Origin of the sequence: Millisia brevis NBRC 105863 (assembly GCF_001552615.1) — a bacterium.
Lineage (GTDB): Bacteria > Actinomycetota > Actinomycetes > Mycobacteriales > Mycobacteriaceae > Millisia > Millisia brevis.
On the sequence record NZ_BCRN01000002.1, the window covers coordinates 424,310 to 445,328 of the forward strand.

General features: G+C 69.8%; 18 protein-coding genes. 5 read left to right on the forward strand and 13 right to left on the reverse strand.

Annotated features, from left to right (window positions below):
• Positions 1-152: 152 nt before the first annotated feature.
• Complete coding sequence (locus tag MB1_RS04665) at positions 153-1,451, reverse strand: dicarboxylate/amino acid:cation symporter (RefSeq protein WP_066904054.1); 1,299 nt, start codon at positions 1,449-1,451, stop codon at positions 153-155.
• Positions 1,452-1,706: 255 nt separating this feature from the next.
• Here MB1_RS04665 and MB1_RS04670 point away from each other — a divergent pair, with 255 nt between their 5' ends.
• Positions 1,707-2,252, forward strand: coding sequence for an amino-acid N-acetyltransferase (locus MB1_RS04670; protein ID WP_084350853.1), 546 nt, complete (start codon positions 1,707-1,709; stop codon positions 2,250-2,252).
• Between the two features lie 64 nt (positions 2,253-2,316).
• Positions 2,317-2,601: a YciI family protein gene (locus tag MB1_RS04675; RefSeq protein WP_066904056.1), complete on the forward strand. Its 285-nt coding sequence runs from the start codon at positions 2,317-2,319 to the stop codon at positions 2,599-2,601.
• A gap of 77 nt (positions 2,602-2,678) precedes the next feature.
• Here MB1_RS04675 and MB1_RS04680 read toward each other — a convergent pair whose 3' ends face one another.
• The 3 genes from MB1_RS04680 to MB1_RS04690 all read right to left on the reverse strand — a co-directional run bounded on the left by MB1_RS04680 (position 2,679) and on the right by MB1_RS04690 (position 7,932).
• Positions 2,679-5,402: an FtsK/SpoIIIE family DNA translocase gene (locus MB1_RS04680; protein WP_066904058.1), complete on the reverse strand. Its 2,724-nt coding sequence runs from the start codon at positions 5,400-5,402 to the stop codon at positions 2,679-2,681.
• Between the two features lie 109 nt (positions 5,403-5,511).
• Positions 5,512-6,846 carry an MFS transporter gene (locus tag MB1_RS04685; protein WP_084350855.1) on the reverse strand — a complete coding sequence of 445 codons (1,335 nt, stop codon included), beginning with the start codon at positions 6,844-6,846 and terminating at the stop codon, positions 5,512-5,514.
• A gap of 81 nt (positions 6,847-6,927) precedes the next feature.
• Positions 6,928-7,932, reverse strand: a complete 1,005-nt coding sequence (locus tag MB1_RS04690) for an aldo/keto reductase (protein ID WP_066904060.1) — start codon at positions 7,930-7,932, stop codon at positions 6,928-6,930.
• A 222-nt stretch (positions 7,933-8,154) separates the two neighbouring features.
• Here MB1_RS04690 and MB1_RS04695 point away from each other — a divergent pair, with 222 nt between their 5' ends.
• Positions 8,155-8,643, forward strand: a complete 489-nt coding sequence (locus MB1_RS04695; RefSeq protein ID WP_066904062.1) for an SRPBCC family protein — start codon at positions 8,155-8,157, stop codon at positions 8,641-8,643.
• 9 nt (positions 8,644-8,652) lie between these two features.
• On the opposite strand, the gene MB1_RS04700 is transcribed toward MB1_RS04695, so the two are convergent.
• Together MB1_RS04700 and dapA are read right to left on the reverse strand one after the other, a co-directional pair.
• Positions 8,653-10,458 carry a ribonuclease J gene (locus MB1_RS04700; protein ID WP_084350857.1) on the reverse strand — a complete coding sequence of 602 codons (1,806 nt, stop codon included), beginning with the start codon at positions 10,456-10,458 and terminating at the stop codon, positions 8,653-8,655.
• Complete coding sequence (dapA, locus tag MB1_RS04705) at positions 10,455-11,351, reverse strand: 4-hydroxy-tetrahydrodipicolinate synthase (RefSeq protein WP_066904066.1); 897 nt, start codon at positions 11,349-11,351, stop codon at positions 10,455-10,457. The genes MB1_RS04700 and dapA overlap by 4 nt, the downstream gene beginning before the upstream one ends.
• A gap of 261 nt (positions 11,352-11,612) precedes the next feature.
• Between dapA and MB1_RS04710 the strand changes: the two genes are divergently transcribed.
• Together MB1_RS04710 and MB1_RS24885 are read left to right on the forward strand one after the other, a co-directional pair.
• Positions 11,613-12,359, forward strand: coding sequence for an SAM-dependent methyltransferase (locus MB1_RS04710; protein WP_066904068.1), 747 nt, complete (start codon positions 11,613-11,615; stop codon positions 12,357-12,359).
• Positions 12,360-12,524: 165 nt separating this feature from the next.
• Complete coding sequence (locus MB1_RS24885) at positions 12,525-13,199, forward strand: toxin-antitoxin system HicB family antitoxin (protein WP_084350859.1); 675 nt, start codon at positions 12,525-12,527, stop codon at positions 13,197-13,199.
• A 125-nt stretch (positions 13,200-13,324) separates the two neighbouring features.
• Here MB1_RS24885 and MB1_RS04720 read toward each other — a convergent pair whose 3' ends face one another.
• The 7 genes from MB1_RS04720 to MB1_RS04750 form a co-directional block, all read right to left on the reverse strand.
• Positions 13,325-13,795, reverse strand: coding sequence for a hypothetical protein (locus tag MB1_RS04720; RefSeq protein ID WP_066904069.1), 471 nt, complete (start codon positions 13,793-13,795; stop codon positions 13,325-13,327).
• A 29-nt stretch (positions 13,796-13,824) separates the two neighbouring features.
• The gene (locus MB1_RS04725; protein WP_066904071.1) at positions 13,825-14,277 is read right to left on the reverse strand and encodes a flavodoxin family protein; all 453 of its coding nucleotides are present in this window, start codon (positions 14,275-14,277) and stop codon (positions 13,825-13,827) included.
• A complete protein-coding gene (locus MB1_RS04730) occupies positions 14,277-14,729 on the reverse strand; it encodes a tetratricopeptide repeat protein (RefSeq protein WP_066904322.1) in 453 nt (150 codons plus the stop codon). The genes MB1_RS04725 and MB1_RS04730 overlap by 1 nt, the downstream gene beginning before the upstream one ends.
• Positions 14,730-14,815: 86 nt before the next feature.
• Entirely contained in the window at positions 14,816-15,559 is a 744-nt protein-coding gene (dapB, locus tag MB1_RS04735) for a 4-hydroxy-tetrahydrodipicolinate reductase (RefSeq protein WP_281189802.1), read from the reverse strand.
• A 117-nt stretch (positions 15,560-15,676) separates the two neighbouring features.
• Complete coding sequence (locus tag MB1_RS04740; RefSeq protein WP_169801594.1) at positions 15,677-16,969, reverse strand: EAL domain-containing protein; 1,293 nt, start codon at positions 16,967-16,969, stop codon at positions 15,677-15,679.
• Between the two features lie 252 nt (positions 16,970-17,221).
• Positions 17,222-18,574 carry a M16 family metallopeptidase gene (locus MB1_RS04745; RefSeq protein ID WP_066904077.1) on the reverse strand — a complete coding sequence of 451 codons (1,353 nt, stop codon included), beginning with the start codon at positions 18,572-18,574 and terminating at the stop codon, positions 17,222-17,224.
• 58 nt (positions 18,575-18,632) lie between these two features.
• Positions 18,633-20,912 carry a polyribonucleotide nucleotidyltransferase gene (locus MB1_RS04750; protein WP_066904079.1) on the reverse strand — a complete coding sequence of 760 codons (2,280 nt, stop codon included), beginning with the start codon at positions 20,910-20,912 and terminating at the stop codon, positions 18,633-18,635.
• Between the last annotated feature and the right edge of the window lie 107 nt (positions 20,913-21,019).

Consider the following 21,019-nt stretch of genomic DNA (forward strand, 5'->3'; position numbering starts at 1 on the left):
CGCTCCTGGATGCGGGTGACGCCGGGTCCCCGGCACCGAAGCACCCTAATCCGGTCGAGCCGAGCGAAGCGAGGCGCCCCGAATCCCCAGTCCTAGCGAAACGAGGCCGCCCCGAATCGTCGGCCGACCGGAGCGAGCCTCGCCCCGACGGTTCAGTCGGCCTGATCGGCCTTGGCGAACTTCTCCTCGAATTCGTCGGCGTCGATCTCCTGAGCGATCACCCGCTTGGTGCCGTTGTACACATCGCGGTCGATCTCGTCGGAGGCGTTGGCCACCAGCATCGCGACGAAGGTGTCGCCGTTGACGTTCAGGAAGGTCCGCATGATGCCGGTGAACCAGTCGACGGCGATCAGCAGGCCGATCGCGGCGACGGGCAGGTCGAGCGAGGCGGCCAGGAACATCGCCACCACCGGGAAGCCGCCCGGCACCGTGATCGTGCCCATGTTCAGCAGGATCGTCAGCCCCATACCGAGCACGATCTGGCCGAAGGACAGCTCGACGCCGCCGGCCTGGGCCAGGAACATGATCACGATCATGTAGTTGAGCACCGCACCGCAGGACCCCATGGTCAGACCGACCGAGAGGGTGAAGTTCGCGACGCGCTGGCTGATGCCGACCCGCTCGACGGCGGTGCGCAGCACGGTCGGGAAGGTGACCGCCGAACTGGTGGTCGTGATCGCGATCAGGGTCTGTTCGGCGAGCTTGCCGGGCAGCTTCAGCGGGTTGAGGCCGGTGCGCAGGGTCGCGACGGTCACCATCACCGACAGCATGATCAGCACGCCGAGCAGGGTGGTGCCCAGGTACTGGAGAGTGGTGGTGACCACGGCGAAACCGACATCGCCGGTGATCGCTGCCAGCAGGCAGAACACGCCGATCGGGGCGATGTACATCACCAGGCGGATCATCGTGAGCACGATCTGTTGGAGCTGGTCGAGGAAGCGCAGCACGATGTCATTGCCGGTGTTGTCGATGACGATGCGCATCGCGATGCCGAACAGCAGCGAGAAGACGATGATCGGGATCATCGCCGCGGACGCCATCGCTTCGACGACGTTGGTCGACACGAAGTTCAGCAGGGTGTCCTGCCAGCCGGATGCCTCGTCGGCCGATTCCTGCAGGGTCGGATCGAGTTCGCCGGTGTACGTCATGCCGGCGCCCGGGCGGATCAACGAGGCCAGCACGAAGGCGACGACCGCCGAGACCGCGGAGAAGCCGAGGATCCAGCCGAAGGTGCGGGCGGCGATCCGACCGGTGCCGGTGCCGGACATCGAGCCGGTGGCGACGATGACCGAGGACACGACCAGGGGCACGATCGACATCTGGATCAGTCGGATGAAGATGTCGCCGATGAACTTCAGGTTGGCCGCCCACTCCCCGGCGACGAGGCCGAAGAGAATGCCGAGTATCGCGGCCATACCGATCTGAAGCGCCGGATGTCGCAAAGCCTTCATGGTTTCCTCCCGAGTGCGTGAACCCCGCGCAACCAACCCGACCGAACGCTCACTCACCGTAGGGCTGCGCCGTATGCACCGGATGGCATCAACGTTTCGGCCGAGTTTCGCCCGAGATGTCCTGCTCGTCCCCCGCCGCGCCGGTCCGCGTCGTCGGGGCGGGTTCGGATACCGAGGGGTGACGGGACCGACACGGTGGCGCAGTGCCGACCGAGACAGCCGACCGACTCGGGCGGCCGACTACGCTGACACCCCATGACGACCGACTCCGCCTCCGGAAAAGACCTGGAATCCCCCACGTCCCGGATCGATGTCGTCGTCCGACGCGCGCGCACCACCGACATTCCGTCGGTCAAGAGACTGATCGACGTCTACGCCGGCCGGATTCTGCTCGAGAAGAATCTGGTGACCCTCTACGAGGCGGTCCAGGAACTCTGGGTCGCCGAGATCGACGGGACGATCGTCGGGTGCGGGGCGCTGCACGTGCTGTGGGCCGACCTCGGCGAGCTGCGCACGATCGCCGTCGATCCGACGGTCCGCGGCACCGGAACCGGGTTTCGGGTGGTCGCGCGGCTGATCGATGTCGCGAGGGAACTGCAATTGCGGCGGCTGTTCGTGCTGACCTTCGAGGTCGATTTCTTCGCCCGCTTCGGTTTCACCGAGATCCAGGGCACCCCGGTGACCGCAGAGGTGTACGCCGAGATGCGGCGCTCCTACGACGCGGGGGTCGCCGAGTTCCTCGACCTGAGCTACGTCAAACCGAATACCCTCGGCAATACCCGTATGTTGTTGACGCTCTGAGTCCACCGACTCCGAGCCGATCGGTCCCGGGCGGGCCGCCACATATCCCCGAGGAGAATCAACCGTGTCGCACTTCGTCGTCGAGTACATCTACAGCGATGCCACCATTCCGGGCCGCGACGAACACCGCGGCACCCACCGCGACTGGCTGCGCACCCTGGTCGCCGACGGACGTCTGGTGGTCTCGGGGCCGTACGACGACGGCTCGGGCGCGCTGCTGATCTTCCTGGTCGAGGACGAGGCCGCCCTGCGCGCGCTGCTGGCCGAGGACCCGTTCTCGATCGAGAAGCTGATCGACGACGTCCGGATCGTCGCGTGGACGCCCGTGCTGGGCAGCCTCACCGTCTGATCGCCGCAAGCACCCGCACAATCACCTCGGGCCGGCAGCGCACAGCTGCCGGCCCGAGGTGTCTTCGAAGCGATGGGTCAGAGCAGTTCGTCCGGGATCGCCTCGTCGGCGGTGTCCTCGTCGTCGATATCGGCCGCCGAGCCGCCGCCGGTGATCGAGGCGAGCACCCCGTCGAGGTCGTCGGCCTTGACCAGCACGTCGCGGGCCTTCGAGCCCTCGCTGGGCCCGACCACGCCGCGCGTCTCCATGAGGTCCATTAGCCGGCCGGCCTTGGCGAAGCCGACCCGCAGCTTGCGCTGCAGCATCGACGTCGAGCCGAATTGGCTGCTGACCACGAGTTCGACCGCCTGCAGCAGCAGGTCGAGGTCGTCGCCGATATCCGCGTCGACGTCCTTTTTCTCGGCCGCCTTCGCCGCGGTGACGCCCTCGGTATAGGTCGGCTCGGCCTGGTTCTTGACGAACTCGACCACCGCGGAGATCTCGTCGTCGCCGACGAAGGCGCCCTGCAGGCGGGTCGGCTTGCCGGCGCCCATCGGCAGGAACAGGCCGTCGCCCATGCCGATCAGCTTCTCGGCGCCGGGCTGGTCGAGGATGACCCGCGAGTCGGTCAGCGAGCTGGTCGCAAACGCCAACCGAGACGGCACGTTGGTCTTGATCAGGCCGGTGACGACGTCGACCGACGGCCGCTGCGTCGCGAGCACCAGGTGGATGCCGGCGGCGCGGGCCTTCTGGGTGATCCGCACGATCGCTTCCTCGACGTCGCGCGGGGCGGTCATCATCAGGTCGGCGAGCTCGTCGACGATCGCCAGGATGTACGGGTACGGGCGGTAGACCCGCTCGCTGCCGAGCGGGGCGGTGATCGCCCCGGAGCGCACCTTGGCGTTGAAGTCGTCGATATGCCGGACCTTGTTGGCCTGCATGTCCTGGTAGCGCTGTTCCATCTCCTCGACCAACCACGCCAACGCCGAGGCGGCCTTCTTCGGCTGGGTGATGATCGGGGTGATCAGGTGCGGGATGCCCTCGTAGGGGGTCAGCTCGACCATCTTGGGGTCGATCAGGATCATCCGCACCTCCTCCGGGGTGGCGCGGGCGAGCAGCGAGACGAGCATCGAGTTGACGAAGCTCGACTTGCCGGAGCCGGTGGAACCGGCGACCAGCAGATGCGGCATCTTGGCGAGGTTCGCGGAGACGAAGTCGCCCTCGATGTCCTTGCCGAGGCCGATGACCAGCGGATGGGTGTCCTTGCGGGTCGACGTCGCGGTCAGCACGTCGGCCAGGCGCACCATCTCGCGGTCGGTATTGGGCACCTCGATGCCGACGGCGGACTTGCCGGGGATCGGCGCGAGCAGCCGCACGTTGTCGGTGGCGACGGCGTAGGCGATATTGCGGGCCAGGGCGGTGATCTTCTCGACCTTGACGCCGGGGCCCAGTTCGACCTCGTAGCGGGTGACCGTCGGACCGCGGGTGAAGCCGGTGACCGCCGCGTCGATCTTGAACTGCTCGAGGACCTCGGTGATCGCCTCGATCATCGCGTCGTTGGCCTTGCTGCGGGTCTTGGGCGGGTCACCGAGGATCAGCAGGCTCGACGGCGGCAGCGTGTAGTCGCCCTCGATCGCGCGCGAGACGACCATCGGTTCGTCGTCGTCCGCGGGGGCGGCGACCTTCGGCGGGGTGGCCGGTACCTGCGCCGGCACGACGGCCGGTTTGGCGACCGGAGTCACCGGTGTCGCGGGCTTGCTCGGCGTCGGCTTCGGGGTGTCGGCCGCCGCGGCCTCCGCGGCGTCGGGGTCGGCGGCCTTCTTGCCGGGGGTGCGGGTCTTGCGGGCCTTGGCCGGGTCGACGGCCCCCTTGGTATCGGGGACGTCGACGAAGCCCTCGGGCGCGGTCCGGTCGTAGGGGCTCGGGTCGCGCTCGTCGGCGAGCAGGTCGACGAACTCGTCGTCGTCCTCGTCGAAGTACTCGTCGTCCTCGTAGCGGGGGCGGACCAGGTCGACGAGGTCTCGAATGGTGGTGCCGGTGATCAGCAGCGCCCCGAAGACCAGCATCAGGACCAGGACCACCGCGGCGAGCGCGATGCCGATCGCACCGGACAGCGAGCCGCCCAGCGCCGATCCGATCCAGCCGCCCGCCGAGGAGCGGGCGACACCGTCGCCGGGTGAACCGGCCGACAGATGCCACAGCCCGAGGACGGCGCCGGCGGCGAGCAGGCCGCCGGGCACGATACGCGCGCCGGTTCCGCGCTCCGGCTCCGAGCACATCAGGACCACCGCGATGGTCAGCGCGAGGATCGGCAGGACGTAGGCACCGCCGCCGAGCAACGACCGCAGGCCGGACTCGAGCCACGATCCCACCGGGCCACCGGCGGAGAACCACAGCCCACCGGCGATCACCGCGGCGATCGCCAGCAGCCCCAGGGCGACACCGTCCCGACGATGCCCGGGCTCGATATCGCCGGCCCGCGACAGGCCGCGCGCGCTCGCGCCGACGGCGCGGGCGGAGAGGTTCCACATGCGGGCGGCGCCCCGACCGAGCGCCGCGAAGGCGGAACGTTCGGACTGCTTGCGGGGTTGCGAGTTCCGTGGCGGGCCGGTCACCCCGCGGGCGTTGCGAGCGCGCTTGTTCGGCGCGGTCGACGTGCTGCGCTTGCGGGCGGCGGTCGACTTCGCGCCCGTTCCGGCGCGCGAGCCGGTGGTGCGATTTGTGCTGCGCTTGGCGCCTGCGCCGCGTCCCGAACCCGAACGGGACGCCGCGGCCTTATTGGTCGTCGCGCGATCCGTTCGCGATCCGGTACTGGGTGCCACCGATCCAGACTAGCAATTGCGCCACATTGGTCTCATTCGCAACACTCCCCCAGCCGGGTGGATCGCGACCGGCACGTCACTATCCGACCAACCGGTTTCTCTCCGATGTTCAGGTCCGCCGCGGCGCGCGGGTGAGCACCTCGATCAGCGTGCGGGGCTGGACACCGAGTTCCTTGCGCGCGCGGGCGCGGTTGACCACGATGCCGATCGCGGCGATCACCCAGATCGGATACTGGGCCAACCAGGCGACCCGGAACGCCTCGAAGGAGTACCCGCCGAAGAGATTCAAGGTGATGCCCATCGCCAGGATCACCAACAGTGTCGCCAGGAATCCGCCGACGTTGACCACGCCCTGGGCGGTGCCGATCACCGTGGCCGGGTTGAAGTAGCGGGCGTAGTCGAAACCGATCATCGACCCGGGACCGCCGGCGGTGATGACGGTGACCAGCAGTGCCAACAGCCACAGCGGCGCGGGCTCCGACAGCGACAGCACCACCGTCCAGATCGCCGCATTGGAGACGACCACCACCAGAACCAGCCACGACCGGTGCATGACGAAGCGTCCGCTGAGCACGCCGAGGATGGGACCGACCACCACGCCGACCACCACCGACAGGGTCAGCAGGCCGCCCGCCGCGTCGGAGGACAGGCCCTGCCCCTCCACCAGATAGGGCACACCCCACATCAGGGCGAAGGTGGTGATCGAGAACTGGGTGCCCATATGGGTGAAGAAGGCCAGCTTGGTGCCGGGCCGTCGCCAGACGGTGGCCACCTGCCGGGGCACCCCGCGCAGCGGCACCCGCGGGTCGGAGTTGCGGGGGATCTCACGCGGCCCGTCGCGCACGATCACGATCACGAGCACCGCCGCCAGGACGGTCAGCGCCGCGGCGCTGCCGAAGGCGACCGACCAGCCGGGGCCGGCGAGCAGGGCCATCAGCGGCACCGCGGACAGGATCTGGCCGCTCTGCCCGATCAGGCCGCTGACCTGGGAGATCACCGGGGCACGTCGATCGCCGAACCAGGCGGGTACCAGGCGCAGGACCGAGATGAACGTCATCGCGTCACCCGCGCCGACCAGCACGCGGGCAAGGTAGGCGGGAGCGAGTTGGTCGGTACCGGCCAGGATCGCCTGCCCGATCGCCATGACCACCGCGCCGATCGCGATCATCACCCGCGGTCCGACCCGGTCGAGCAGCAGGCCCGACGGGATCTGCATACCCGCGTAGAGGGCGACCTGCAGGACGACGAAGCCGGACAGGACGGCGGGGTCGACGGCGAACCGCTCCCCCGCCTCGATGCCGGCCACTCCGAAGGAGCTGCGGTTGAGGACGGCGACGATGTAGGCGAAGACGCCGATACTCCACACCAGCCAGGCGCCCTTGGCCGTGCCGGATGCGCTGACACGGCGACCGGTGGAAACCTTCGCGGTCGGCTGCTCAGTCATCGGTCACGTCGCTATCGACTCGCACGGCGATCCGCCCGCCGGCTACCCGGGGGCGAGGGTGTCGATACCGACCGGTGCCGGTCACTCCCGACCGGCGGAAACCCAGGTCGGGTCCGCCGATCGATTGCCGATGACCTGCTCCGCCAGTCCGTCGAGGCGGTCGACCTGTTCGTCGGTCAGCTCGACCGCGACGGCGGCGGCGTTCTCCTCGACCCGCTGCGGGTGCCGGGTGCCCGGGATCGGCACCGACACGACACCGAGACGACGGGCGACGGCGGCGAGCCACGCGAGGGCGACCTGCGGGGTGGTGGCGTTCGCTTCCGCCGCGACTGCCCGCACCTCCTTGCGCAGGGTCAGGTTGTGGGCGATCGCGTCGGCGCCGAAGCGCGGGAAGTGTGCCCGCATATCTCCGCCGACGATCTGATCCGGGTCGAAGGCGTCGCTGAGCAGCCCGCGGCTCACCGGCGAGTAGGGCACGAATCCGACGCCGAGTTCGGCGGCCGCCGGGACCACGGCGCGTTCGACATCGCGGGAGAAGATGCTCCATTCGGACTGGACCGCCGCGATCGGGTGGACGGCGTGGGCGCGCCGCAGTTCGTCCGCGGTCACCTCGGACAGGCCGAGGTAGCGCACCTTGCCCTCGGCGACCAGTTGCGCCATCGCCCCGACGGTGTCCTCGATCGGCACCGACAGGTCCACCCGATGCAGGTAGTAGAGGTCGACGTGGTCGACGCCGAGCCGGCCCAACGAGGCCTCGAGGTAGGGCCGCACCGAATCCGGATGTCCGTCGATGCTCCGCCCGGCCCCCGGGGTGCCGCGGGAGAGCCCGAACTTGGTGGCCAACTGCACCTCGTCGCGGCGGTCGCGCAGCACGCGGCCGACCAACTCCTCGCTGTGGCCCTCGCCGTACACGTTGGCGGTGTCGATGAAGGTGATGCCGATGTCGATCGCGCGCGCGAGCGTGTGGAGCGCGGCCTCGTCGGAGATCGGTCCGTAGACGGGGGTCAGGGACATCGCGCCGTAGCCCTGGGCGCTGACGGTCAGCCCGGGGGCGAGGTCAACGGTGGGCATCGGGACGGCGGTCATGGCGGGGCGCTCCTGGGCTGTCGGCATCGACGCCGGTCGTACGGCCGGCGCCGCGGGGAAACGAACCTCCTCGACGTTACCGCCGTGTGAACCGTCGCTCGAGCGGTGGTTGTGTTGCCGCCGTCACAGTTGGCGGCCTCGGTCGCAATTTCGGTCCGTATTGTCGGGCTTTCGGGACGCGAACCCGATTCCGATTCGCTCGAGTCGGAGCAGACTGACCGCATGGCCGATCCTTCGACCGGGACGCCCGTGGTGCCCCGCATCGCCTCCGCCCACCGAGTGATCGCCGCGCCGGCCGCGGTGATCTTCGACGTTCTCGCCGATCCGAGCCGGCATCCCGCGATCGACGGCAACAACAATCTCGCGGGGCCGACCACCGGCCCACGGATCCGTGCGGTCGGCGAGGTGTTCACCGCCGACCTGACCAATGGTGCGACGCGGGAGAACCACGTCGTCGAGTTCGAGGAGGGGCGGCGGATCGCCTGGTTGCCGTCCGAGCCGGGTTCGACGCCGCCCGGCCACCTGTGGCGCTGGGAGGTCGAGCCGGTCGACGCGACCTCCAGCCGGGTGGTGCACACCTACGACTGGACATCGCTGACCGACCCGAACAGGGTCGAACGCGCTCGCGCGACGACGGCGGATCGACTGAGCCCTTCGCTCGACCGGCTCGCCGCCCTCGTCGAAGGCGGCGCGCCGATCGGCTCCGAGTAGCGGCCGGGTCTAGCCCGGTTCGCCGACCTGGATGACGGTCGGCACGATCATCGGACGACGGCGGTAGGTCTCGGCGACCCACCGACCGACCACCCGGCGCACCGCCTGGGCGATGCGATGGGTATCGGTGACGCCCTCCCCCGCCAGGCGCAGCATCTCCGCCTCGACGAGCCGGCCCGCTTCCTTGAGCGCGGTCGGGTCGTCGGAGAAGCCGCGACCGGAGACCTCCGGGGTGGTCACCGCGCGGCCGGAGCCGTCGACGGCGACCGAGATCGCGATGAAGCCGCCCTCGCCGAGCACCAGACGATCCGACAGCGTCGACTCGCCGACGTCGCCGACCGAGAGGCCGTCGACGTAGACGTGACCGACCGGGACGCGTCCGACGATCCGGGCGCGGCCGTCGATCATGTCGACCACCACGCCGTTCTCGGCCAGGACGACCCGCTCCTCGGGGACGCCGGTCGCCTTGGCCAGCGCGGCGTTGGCGCGCAGATGCCGCCACTCGCCGTGCACCGGCATGACGTTGCGCGGGCGCACCGCGTTGTAGAGGAAGAGCAGCTCGCCGGCGGAGGCGTGGCCGGAGACGTGCACTTTGGCGTTCTGCTGGGTGACGACGGTCGCGCCGCGCTTGGCCAGGCCGTTGACCACGGCGAAGACCGAGTTCTCGTTGCCGGGGATCAACGACGACGCCAGGACGACCAGGTCATCGGCGCGGATGTTGATCTGGCGGTGCTCGCCGCGGGCCATCCGGGACAGCGCCGAGAGCGGCTCGCCCTGCGACCCGGTCGACACCAGGACCAGCTTGTTGTCCGGCAGGGTCATCGCGGTGTCGATGTCGACCTCGAGGCCGGCCGGGACGCGCAGGAACCCGAGATCCTGAGCGATCTGCATATTGCGGACCATCGATCGGCCGACGAAGGCGACCTTGCGGCCGTACCGCTCGGCGACGTCGACCACCTGCTGGATGCGGTGCACGTGGCTGGCGAACGACGCGACGATGACGCGCTGCTTCGCCTTGCCGATCACGTTGTCCAGCACGGTGCCGATCTCGCGTTCCGGCGTGACGAATCCGGGGACCTCGGCGTTGGTGGAGTCGACCAGGAACAGGTCGACCCCCTCGTCACCGAGGCGCGAGAAGCCGGCGAGGTCGGTCAACCGGCCGTCGAGCGGCAGCTGGTCGAGCTTGATGTCGCCGGTGTGCAGGGCGGTACCCGCCGAGGTGTGGATCGCGACGGCGATCGCGTCCGGGATCGAGTGGTTGACCGCGAAGAACTCGCAGTCGAAGGGGCCGTGCTGGGTGCGTTGCCCCTCGCTGACCTGCACGAGGTTCGGGTTGAGCCGGTGCTCGCGGCACTTCGCGGCGACGAGGGCCAGCGTGAAGCCGGAGCCGACGACCGGGATATCCGGGCGCAGCCGCAGCAGGAACGGCACCGCGCCGATGTGGTCCTCGTGGCCGTGGGTGAGCACGACGGCCTCGATGTCGTCGAGGCGATCCTCGATCGGACGGAAATCGGGCAGGATCAGGTCGACACCCGGCTGGGCGTCCTCCGGGAAGAGCACCCCGGCATCGACGATCAGCAGCTTGCCCGCGTGCTCGAAGACCGTCATGTTGCGGCCGATCTCGCTGATCCCGCCGAGCGCGGTGATCCGCAGCGCCTTCGGCGACGCCTTGGGCGGCGTGCCGAGGCGGTCGTTGGGGTCGGGCTGCGGGCGCGCGTCGACGCGTGCCGCGCGGGCGGACGACCGCACCACGGGGGGCTCCGGCGGACCGGCGCTGCGGGTGGCCTTGCTGCGTCCACGACCGGGGCGGCTCATGCGGTCACCCCCGCGGCGGCGAGGTCGGCGGCCAGTATCTCGATGTCCGCCGCCTCCAGCGGCGCCTGCGGCAATCGCGGATCGCCGACGTCGGCGCCGAGCAGGCGCAGGCCGGCCTTGACCGCGCAGACCCCACCGAAACGATGCAGGGCGCGCATCAACGGCAGCAGCGAGTCGTTGACCTCACGGGCGCGGGCGGTATCGCCCCGGTTCCAGGCGGCGAGCATCTCGGCGAGCCGATCGGGCGCCCAATGGCCCAGAACGCTGACGAAGCCCACCGCGCCCATCGCGAGCCAGGGCAGATTGAGCGGATCGTCACCGGAGTAGAAGTCCAGATCGGTCGCGGCCATCACTTCGGCGGCGGCGTAGAGGTCCCCCTTGGCGTCCTTGACCGCGAGGATGCGGTCGTGGTCGGCCAGGCGAAGCAGCGTCTCGGTGGCGATCGGGATCGCGGAGCGACCGGGGATGTCGTAGAGCATCACCGGCAGTTCGGTCGCGTCGGCGACGGTCGAGAAGTGTGCGACCAGACCGGCCTGGGACGGCTTGGAGTAGTAGGGCGTCACCACGAGCAGCGCATCGGCGCCGGCCCGCTCGGCCTCGCGCGCCAACTCCAGGGTGTGGGCGGTGTCGTTGGTACCGACACCGGCGATCACCTTGGCGCGCCCGTCGGCCGCCTCGCGGACCACGCGCAGCAATTCGCCCTTCTCGTTGTCCGACGTCGTCGGCGACTCACCGGTGGTGCCGGACACGACCAATCCGTCGCATCCGCCGGTGATCAGCCGGTCGGCCAGACGGGCGGCGCCGTCCAGATCGAGCTTCCCGTTGGCGTCGAACGGGGTCACCATCGCCACGGCGACGGTTCCGAACGCTGCGGGGCTCCTACCGGTCTTCATGGTGGATCAGGCTACCGGGTGCGGGTGACGTCGAATGCTCGACCTGCCGCGTCGCGGCCGGTAGTCGGCTATTCGACCGCTTTTCGGGCGCCGCGCGAGGTCCGCAGCCGATGTCGGGCAGCGGCGGCGCGGTAGTGTCCGACCCGTACCTTCCACGCGCGCGATGAGGTGAATTGATGACGGTCCGAGCGACGGCTGCCGACTCCGGTCGACCTGCCACCACGCACACCACGACCCCATCACTACCGAGGAGTACCTCTCGTGGAGCTTCCACGCATCTTCACCATCCGCGAACGTAACCACCGCATCCACAACCCCTTCACCCCGGAGAAGTTCGCCACCCTGGGGGCGGCACTACGACTGCCGGCCGGCTCCACCGTTCTCGACCTGGCCTCCGGCTCGGGCGAGATGCTCTGCACCTGGGCCCGCGAGCACGGCTTCACCGGCACGGGCGTCGACATCAGCACCCTGTTCACCGAGCAGGCGCGCGCTCGCGCGGTCGAACTCGGAGTCGCCGACCGGGTGGCCTTCGTCCACGACGACGCCGCCGGTTACGTGTCGGACCAGCCGGTCGATCTGGCCGCCTGCGTCGGCGCCACCTGGATCGGTGGCGGCGTGCCCGGCACCGTCGAGCTGCTGACCCGCAGCCTGCGTCCCGGCGGGATGATGCTGGTCGGCGAGCCCTATTGGCGGCGCGCGGTGCCCGACGAGGAGACCGCACGGGCCTGCCTGGCGAGCGGCTCGGCCGACTTCCTGCTCCTGCCGGAGCTGATCGAACAGTTCGGCGACCTCGGCTGCGATGTCGTCGAGATGGTGCTGGCCGATCAGGACAGTTGGGATCGCTACCAGGCGGCCCAGTGGCTCACCATGCGCCGCTGGCTGGACGCGAATCCCGACGACGAGATGGCCGGCGAGATCCGAATCGAGCTGACCGTCGAACCCGCCAGGTATGCGCGCTACCAGCGTGAATACCTCGGCTGGGGAGTCTTCGCGCTGATGCGACGCTGACGACCCGATAGGAACGAACCGACGCGGGTCCGGGTGGCAGCTGCCGCCCGGGCCCGCGTTGTCGTCATGCCGCCGCCACCGAAGATGCCAACCCGACGTCACCCTTCGCCGAATTGACACCCGAAGGACGTTGCGCGGCGTCAGATATGACGCCACACTGGCGTCATGGACCTCACACCGCATATCGAACGCCTTCTGGCCGATGTCGCCGCCGCCGCATCGTTGGGTGACGACGAGACCAAGCGAGTGGTCGCCGCGCTCGGCCGCCCCACCGAATCCGCCGCCCGCATCATGCTGATCGGCGCCCTGTCCGAGTTCGCCCGCGAGGTCGAGGAGACCACCGGCACCGGGGTCGGCATCCGCATCGACGGCGACCGGGTCGATGTCGATCCGCGCGACCGCTCCGACCGTGAGGAGCCGCGCGAGGAGGCGCCGCCGACCTTCGAGGACATGACCGGCGATATCTCCCGGGTCACCCTGCGCCTGGTCGAGCAGATCAAGGCGCGCGCCGAGGAGGCCGCCGCGCAGAACGGCGTCTCGCTCAACTCGTGGGTCGCCCAGGCCGTCCAGGGCGCGCTGCGCGATCAGTCGAAGTACCGGGAGCGCTACCGCGACTACGGGGACAAGTGGAAGTCGGGCCGCGACTACTTCCAGGACCTGCACCCGGACGACTTCCGCAGTGGCAACTGGAAGAAGCGCCCGCAGTCGGAGGAGCCGGGCAAGCCGTCCGACGCCGCGCCGTCGTCCGAGGACGCGTCGGCACCGGAATCCGCCCCCGAGAGCTCGACCGGGCCCGACACCCGACCCGATGCACCCGACGAGGGCACCGAGCAGCAGTAGCGGCGAGGGTGCGACGTCCGAAGATTCGCAGGAGAGCGGTACCGCGACAATAATCTCCTCCGCGGTCCGCTCCTGCGGATATTCGGACGCCCTCCGGCCACGCAGAGGATCGATCCGCTGAGCCGCTACCCGGTGCGATTGGCGAAGGGGCGCCTGCCGTACATCGTCACGAAATCGGCGATCATCGACTTCTCGAGCGCGCGGCCGTCATCGGCCGGCCGCCACGCCACCAACAGGTCGGCGCTGTCGGCGAGTTGCCAGATCATCCGTCCACCCCAATGGCCAACCGCTCGACCCGACCCATGCCGCCGGTACTCGCTCAGGCGGGTGCGCAGCCCCCGCTTTCCGGACCTGCCGATGTCGGCCTTGCCGATGTAGAGCACCGGCTCCCCCGGCACCCAGGACTCCTGCAGTTCGGAGACGGACACCGTGGGCTCTTTGCCCTTGAACCGCCCGGCCGGGCTCTGCGGCAGAAACACCGGTGGCGACGACGCGGGTCGGGTGACGACGTAGACGCCCGATCCGGTGGGCACATCCCCGGCCGGCAGGTCGGCAAAGGGAACGAAGCCGGTGAAGCCATCCAGCGAGAACGTCATCCGTGCAGGATGACCTACCCCCGGCCGACCTATCCCATCAACCCCGCGGCGACCGTGGCGCCCAGGTTCCAGCAGGCCTCGAGGTCGTCTTTGTCCGGCTTGTTCGATACGACGACGTGGTCGGCGGCCTTGGTCCAGCCGAGGCCCGTGGTGATGATGTCGACCGCCCGCACAGCACCCTCGACGCCCTCGTTGCCGTGCAGGTACACCCCGAAGGGTCGGCCCCGGGTGGAGTCGAGGATCGGGTAGTAGGCGACGTCGAAGGCGTGTTTGAGAGCCCCGGAGATGTAGCCGAGGTTGACCGGGGTGCCCAGCAGATAGCCGTCGGCGGCGAGGAAGTCGCTCGCGGTGACCTCGAGCGCCGCGCGGCGGACCAGTTCGACCCCCTCGATCTCCGGATCGGTCGCCCCGGACACCACAGCCTCGAACATCGCCCGGCAGTGCGGCGACGGGGTGTGGTGGACCAGCAGCAGCCGAGCCATCAGCCCGCGCGTTCGGCGCGCTCGAGGTCGACGGCGCGGCGCATGGTCGATCGGGCGCGCGAGCGGTCGCCGGCATAGTCGTAGGCGCGGGCGAGCCGGTAGTAGCCCCGCCAGTCGTCCGGGTTGGCTTCGACCTCGGCGCGCACGGTGGCAAACAGTTCATCTGCCGCGTCGCGCTCGAAGCGGCCGGAGGCCCGGCGCGGCAGCTCGGTGACGTCGAGCTCGAGGTCCTGCTCGTCGATCAGCCGGGCCAGCCGCTGATGGGACAGGCCGGCGGCGATGGTCGACCACAGGATCCAGGCACCCACGATCGGCAGCAGCAGCACGCCGATACCGAGGCCGATCGACGCCGGGTTGCCCACCTGGATCAGCTCGATGCCGCGGCGGCCGAGCAGCAGGAAGTAGAAGATCAGCCCGATCGACAGCACGGCGATCAGCAGGACCACCCCGATGGTGCTGCGTCGACCGGCGGTAGCCGCGGACTCCCCCGCCCCGCCGGAGTCCGGGGAGTCGGCGGGCTCGGACGACCCGGTCTCGCTCACAGGTCGAGGAGGGGTTCGAGGCCGACGGTCAACCCGGCCAGGCCGTCGATCGCGCGCACCGCGAGCAGCACACCGGGGACGAACGAGGTGCGGTCGATCGAGTCGTGCCGGATCGACAGCGTCTCGCCCATCGTGCCGAGCAGGACCTCCTGGTGGGCCACCAGTCCGCGCAGGCGCACCGAGTGAACGTGCACGTCGTCGACGATCGCGCCGCGGGCACCCTCGATCCCGGTGCTGGTCGCATCGGGGCCGGCACCGAGACCGGCGGCCTTGCGGGCCTCGCCGATCAGTCGGGCGGTGCGCGCGGCGGTACCCGACGGGGCGTCCGCCTTGTTCGGGTGGTGCAACTCGACGATCTCGACCGATTCGAAGAACCGCGCCGCCTGCTCGGCGAACCGCATCGACAGCACCGCGCCGATCGCGAAGTTCGGGGCGATCAGCACGCCGGTATCCGGCGACGCCTCGAGCCAGGAGCGGACGGTGTCGATGCGCGCGTCGTCGAAGCCGGTGGTGCCGACGACGGCGTGGATGCCGTTGGCGATGACGTATTCGAGATTGCCCATCACGACGTCGGGGTGGGTGAAGTCGATGACGACCTGCGCCTTGGCGTCCACCAGTCGGTCGATCGGGTCGTCGCGATCGATCGCCGCGACCAGCTCGAGGTCATCGGCGGCCTCGACCGCCTCGACCATCGTGCGGCCGACCTTGCCGTCCGAACCGAGCACTCCCACCCTGATCACGCGCCGCACCGGTTCCTCTCGCTCTCGCCTGCCCGCTGGTCACGGGCCGGTGTCGAGCCTATCGACCGACGTCGGCGGGCCCGCGCGAGGGCACGACCTGTGCGCGGAGCGCTTCGGTCAGATGCCGGCGATCGCGGTGACGCGCCGCGACAGGGAGCGGCCCGCGGCCCGGACGACGGGCCGGTCGTAGCTGACCGTGAGGTCGACATCTCCGGCCGGCTGATCGGCCGCCGAGCGGGCCAGCAGGGCCACCTCGGTACGGCTGCCGATCGCGACCAGCGCCCATTCGTTGTTGATCGGGTCGCCGTCGCGCGCGCCGGACCAGCGGGCGGCCGATCCGAACCGGCCGGCGACGCTGCGGTCTTCCTCCGCGCCGATCACCGCGACGAAGGGATGCCGCTCGGCCAGGCGGGCGACGCGCCGCGCGACCCGACTCGCCTCGGGCGAGCGGGTATCGACCGCGCAGAGCACGGTCAGCGGATCGCGGGTGTTCTCCATGCCGTCGAGGACGCGGTCGATCGTGCCGATGGACCGGTCGGAATCGAAGCGGCTCGACGGGATGACGTCCAACAGCGCGCCCGGCGAGGTCGGCACATGACTATTGCCCTCGGTGATCAACGGGATCGGCTCCGACGGCGCCGGGATCAGCGCGGGCAGCGCGCCCGGCGCACCGAGCATCCGACCCTGGCCGTAGCGCGCCCCCAGTTCGATCGCCCGCCGCAGATGGGCGGTGGTCTCGATCCCCTCGGCGAGCACCGACGCGCCGCTGGACCGGGCGTGCTCGCGCACCAGCGCGGCGATCTCCTCGGCGACCGCGCAGTCCTCGGGTTCCAGCAGGGAGCGGTCGAGCTTGATGACGTCCGGCTGGATGAGCGGCAACAGCGCCAGGGACTGCGGATTGGACCCGACGTCGTCCAGAGCGATCCCCCAGCCGTTGCTGCGGGCGGTGTCGACGGCACGCAGCAGCGAACTCGGATCGTCGGTGATCGCCCGCTCGGTCAGCTCGAGGATGATGCGCAGCTCACCGCGGGCACGATCGACCACCTCGGCGAAGTCGGTATTCGGCAGCCGCGTATGGCGCAGCGCGTCCGGTTCGACGTTGACGAACAGCGTGTGGCTGCGCCCCAGGTTTCGTTCCATGGCGCCGGCGACCGCACTGACCCGACAGGCCCAGTCGACCTCGGCCAGCAAACCCTCGGCCCGAGCCGCGGCGAAGACCGCCACCGGATCGACCATCGGAGCCGCAGGCCATCTGGCCAACGCCTCGAATCCCACCAGCTCCCGTCGAGGCCCCAACGCGACGATCGGCTGGTACACGGAGCGCACCGAGTCCGGCCTCCGCGCGACCACGTACGGATCCACGCCGAGGTCGGACGGCTCGGGCAGCACCATCCGTATTCCCCCTGCCATCGATATCCCCCGGACGACCGGTGCGTTCACACGCCCCGACCGGCCCGGTACCGTCGAACCGAAACCTGTTGGGTTCGACATTCGACAGTCCGTTACCGATGATCATACCGTTCCAATGGTCGGTTTTGCACGCGAATCCGACACCTACCGTCCGGAAGACTCGCTCAACCGCAGTTCAGCGCCCGGGGACGCCGTCGGATTCGGGCCGCTCCTTCGCCGTGCGAGCCGTGCAGAGGCCTCAACGGCCCACGATCAGGACGAAACGCCCGTGCCGTCGTGGTGTCGGGGAACGACGATCGCGTTGCGCAGCGCGACCGGCAGGTACCCGCGTCGGCGCGGCCCGATCACGGCGAGCGAGCGCGGTTGGGTGAGGATGCGCCGGGCGACCCGGTCGACCTCGTCGACGGTCACCGACGCGATGTCCGCGAGCCCCTCGGCGAGGCTGGTATGCCGCGCACCGTCGAGTTCGCGCCGGCCGATGCGGGCCATCCGCGAGTAGGGATCCTCGAGACCGAGGACCAGGCCGCCGCGCAACGACCCCTTGGCCCGCTGGACCTCGTCCGGGTGGACCCCGTTGGTGACGATGTCCGCGAGCAGGTGGTCGAGCACGGTGACCACCTCGCGCACATTGTCCGGCCGGCATCCGGCGTAGACGCTGAACAGGCCGGCGTCGGTGAAGGTCTCCACCGAGGAGTACACCGAGTAGGCCAAGCCGCGCCGTTCGCGAACCTCCTGGAAGGCCCGCGAGCTCAGGCCGCCGCCGATGATCGTGCTGAGCACCGACAGCGCCCGGCGGTCCGGGTCGACGCGACCGGCGGTGGGCGTCGCGACGACCAGATGGGTCTGTTCGCCGGGCCGGGAGATCGCCGCGCTGGTCGGCGCCATCGTCGGCGGCGGGGGTCGCCGACGCGGGGCGGTGCTCGGGGCCGCTTCCAGACGATCGGCGAAGAAGCGGCGCGCGGCTCGCACCACCTTGGCGTGATCGATATTTCCGGCGACGGCCAGCACCATCCGGTCGGGCGTATAGCGCCGGCGGTGGAACGACCGCAGCTGAGCGGCCGTCATCGCGGTGATCGACTCGGTCGAGCCGATGATCGACCGGCCGAGCGGATGCGCACCGAAGGCCGCCTCGTGCATCAGGTCGCCGACGAGATCCTCCGGATCGTCGTCGCGCATGGCGATCTCCTCGAGCACCACCTGGCGTTCGACCTCGACGTCGACCGGTCGGCAGCGTCCGCGCAGGACGACATCGGACACCAGATCGATCGCGAGGGTCACGTCCTCGTCGAGGACGTGCGCGTAGAAGCAGGTGTGCTCCTTGGCGGTGAAGGCGTTGAGCTCACCACCGATCGCGTCCATCACCTCGGCGATGTCGAGCGCGGTGCGCGTCGTGGTCGCCTTGAACAGCAGATGTTCGAGAAAGTGCGCGGCGCCGGCGAGCGCCGGGCTCTCGTCGCGCGATCCGACGCCGACCCACAGGCCGACCGCCGCGGATCGCACCCCGGGGACCTGCTGGGTGACCACCCGCAGACCGCCGGGCAGTTGACTGCGCCGCACGGGCGGTTCGACGGAGGGTTGGTCCGATGAACCGGACCCGGGCACCATTGGTGCCCGGGTCCTGGTCCGCCGTCCGGCTGTGGACGTCAAGAAGCGGCTCGCGTCATCAGGCGTCGACAGGCTGTCCGGCCTCGGCCGGGGCCTCGGCGGCCTCGTCCTCGACCGGGATCAGGCTGATCTTGCCGCGGTTGTCGATGTCCGCGATCTCGACGCGCAGCTTGCTGCCGACGTTGACCACGTCCTCGACCTTGTTGATCCGCTTGCCGCCACCGAGCTTGGAGATGTGCACCAGGCCGTCGCGACCGGGCAGCAGCGAGACGAAGGCACCGAACGCGGTGGTCTTGACCACCGTGCCCAGGAACCGCTCGCCCACCTTCGGCAGCTGCGGGTTGGCGATGGCGTTGATCTTGTCGATCGCCGCCTGCGCCGACGGGCCGTCCGCCGCACCGACGTAGATGGTGCCGTCATCCTCGATCGAGATGCTGGCGCCGGTCTCCTCGGTGATCGAGTTGATCATCTTGCCCTTGGGCCCGATCACCTCGCCGATCTTGTCGACCGGCACCTTGATCGTGGTGATCCGCGGCGCGAACGGGCTCATCTCGTCCGGCTCGTCGATCGCCTCGGCCATGACGTCGAGGATCGTGGTCCGGGCGTCCTTGGCCTGCGCGAGCGCGGCGGCCAGCACCGTCGACGGGATGCCGTCGAGCTTGGTGTCGAGCTGCAGCGCGGTGACGAAGTCCTTGGTGCCGGCGACCTTGAAGTCCATATCGCCGAAGGCGTCCTCGGCGCCGAGGATGTCGGTCAGCGCGACGTAGCGCGTCTCACCGTCGACCTCGTCGGACACCAGGCCCATCGCGATACCCGCGACCGGGGCCTTCAGCGGCACACCGGCGTTGAGCAGCGACATCGTCGAGGCGCAGACCGAGCCCATCGACGTCGAACCGTTGGACCCGAGAGCCTCGGAGACCTGACGGATCGCGTACGGGAACTCCTCGACGCTCGGCAGGACCGGCACGAGGGCGCGCTCGGCGAGAGCGCCGTGGCCGATCTCGCGACGCTTCGGCGAGCCGACGCGACCGGTCTCACCGGTCGAGTAGGGCGGGAAGTTGTAGTGGTGCATGTACCGCTTGGACGTCTCGGGTCCGAGCGAGTCGATCTGCTGGGCCATCTTGACCATGTCGAGGGTGGTGACGCCCATGATCTGGGTCTCGCCGCGCTCGAACAGGGCGCTGCCGTGGGCGCGCGGGATCACCGCGACCTCGGCGGACAGCTCACGGATATCGGTGATGCCGCGACCGTCGATGCGGAACTTGTCCCGCAGGATCCGACCGCGCACCAGCTTCTTGGTCAGCGACCGGAAGGCGGCGCCGAGCTCCTTCTCGCGGCCCTCGAACTTGGCGCCCAGGCTCTCGAGCACCTCGGCCTTGACGACGTCGAGACGATCCTCGCGTTCGGTCTTGCCGGGGATGGTCAGCGCCTCGGAGAGGGCGACCTCGGCGGCCGACGCGACCGCGGCGTAGGCGTCCTGCTCGTACGGCGGGAAGAGCGCGAACTCACCGGTCGGCTTCGCGACGGCGTCGGCGAGCGCCTGCTGGGCCTCGCAGAGCGCCGCGATGAACGGCTTGGCGGCCTCGAGGCCCTCGGCGACAACCGCCTCGGTCGGCGCCGGAGCACCGCCCGCGACCCGCTCGATGACCTTCTCGGTGGCCTCGGCCTCGACCATCATGATCGCGACGTCGGCGGTGTCACCGGAGCCGGAGACCACACGACCGGCGACGACCATGTCGAAGACGGCGTCCTCGAGCTGCTCGACGGTCGGGAAGGCCACCCACTGCCCCTGCGGGGCGTCCGGGTTGGAGATCAGCGCGACGCGCACGCCACCGACCGGGCCGGAGAACGGCAGGCCGGCGATCTGGGTGGACGCCGAGGCGGCGTTGATCGCCACCACGTCGTACAGATCCTTGGGATCGAGGCTCAGGACGGTCACCACGACCTGGATCTCGTTGCGCAGTCCGTCGACGAACGACGGGCGCAGCGGCCGGTCGATCAGTCGACAGGTCAGGATCGCGTCGGTGGAGGGGCGGCCCTCGCGGCGGAAGAAGGATCCGGGGATCCGACCCGCGGCGTACATCCGCTCCTCGACGTCGACGGTCAGGGGGAAGAAGTCGAAGTGGTCCTTCGGCGCCTTGGAGGCGGTGGTCGCCGACAGGAGCATGGTCTCCTCGTCGAGGTAGGCCACCACGGAGCCCGCCGCCTGGCGGGCCAGCCGACCGCTCTCGAAACGGATCGTGCGCGTGCCGAACGCTCCGTTGTCGATGGTGGCGGTCGATTCGTACACACCTTCGTCGGTCTCGACGGCGGTGGTACCGGATTGGGTCTGAGTCATCTTTGCTTTTCTGTCCTCTCGTCTTCGCGGTCGCTCACACCCGAGTGAGCGCACCGCTGTCGACCCGAGGGCCGGCCCTTCTCCGGCCGGAGTCCGTGCGCAGGGGC

Coding starts and splice junctions, on each gene's coding strand:
- MB1_RS04665 (WP_066904054.1), bottom strand. CDS start 1,451: ATGAAGGCTTTGCGACATCCGGCGCTTCAGATCGGTATGGCCGCGATA.
- MB1_RS04700 (WP_084350857.1), bottom strand. CDS start 10,458: ATGAGCCGCCCCGGTCGTGGACGCAGCAAGGCCACCCGCAGCGCCGGT.
- MB1_RS04745 (WP_066904077.1), bottom strand. CDS start 18,574: ATGGTGCCCGGGTCCGGTTCATCGGACCAACCCTCCGTCGAACCGCCC.
- MB1_RS04685 (WP_084350855.1), bottom strand. CDS start 6,846: ATGACTGAGCAGCCGACCGCGAAGGTTTCCACCGGTCGCCGTGTCAGC.
- MB1_RS04690 (WP_066904060.1), bottom strand. CDS start 7,932: ATGACCGCCGTCCCGATGCCCACCGTTGACCTCGCCCCCGGGCTGACC.
- MB1_RS04720 (WP_066904069.1), bottom strand. CDS start 13,795: ATGACGTTCTCGCTGGATGGCTTCACCGGCTTCGTTCCCTTTGCCGAC.
- MB1_RS24885 (WP_084350859.1), top strand. CDS start 12,525: ATGGACCTCACACCGCATATCGAACGCCTTCTGGCCGATGTCGCCGCC.
- MB1_RS04725 (WP_066904071.1), bottom strand. CDS start 14,277: ATGGCTCGGCTGCTGCTGGTCCACCACACCCCGTCGCCGCACTGCCGG.
- MB1_RS04695 (WP_066904062.1), top strand. CDS start 8,155: ATGGCCGATCCTTCGACCGGGACGCCCGTGGTGCCCCGCATCGCCTCC.
- MB1_RS04740 (WP_169801594.1), bottom strand. CDS start 16,969: ATGGCAGGGGGAATACGGATGGTGCTGCCCGAGCCGTCCGACCTCGGC.
- dapA (WP_066904066.1), bottom strand. CDS start 11,351: ATGAAGACCGGTAGGAGCCCCGCAGCGTTCGGAACCGTCGCCGTGGCG.
- MB1_RS04750 (WP_066904079.1), bottom strand. CDS start 20,912: ATGACTCAGACCCAATCCGGTACCACCGCCGTCGAGACCGACGAAGGT.
- MB1_RS04670 (WP_084350853.1), top strand. CDS start 1,707: ATGACGACCGACTCCGCCTCCGGAAAAGACCTGGAATCCCCCACGTCC.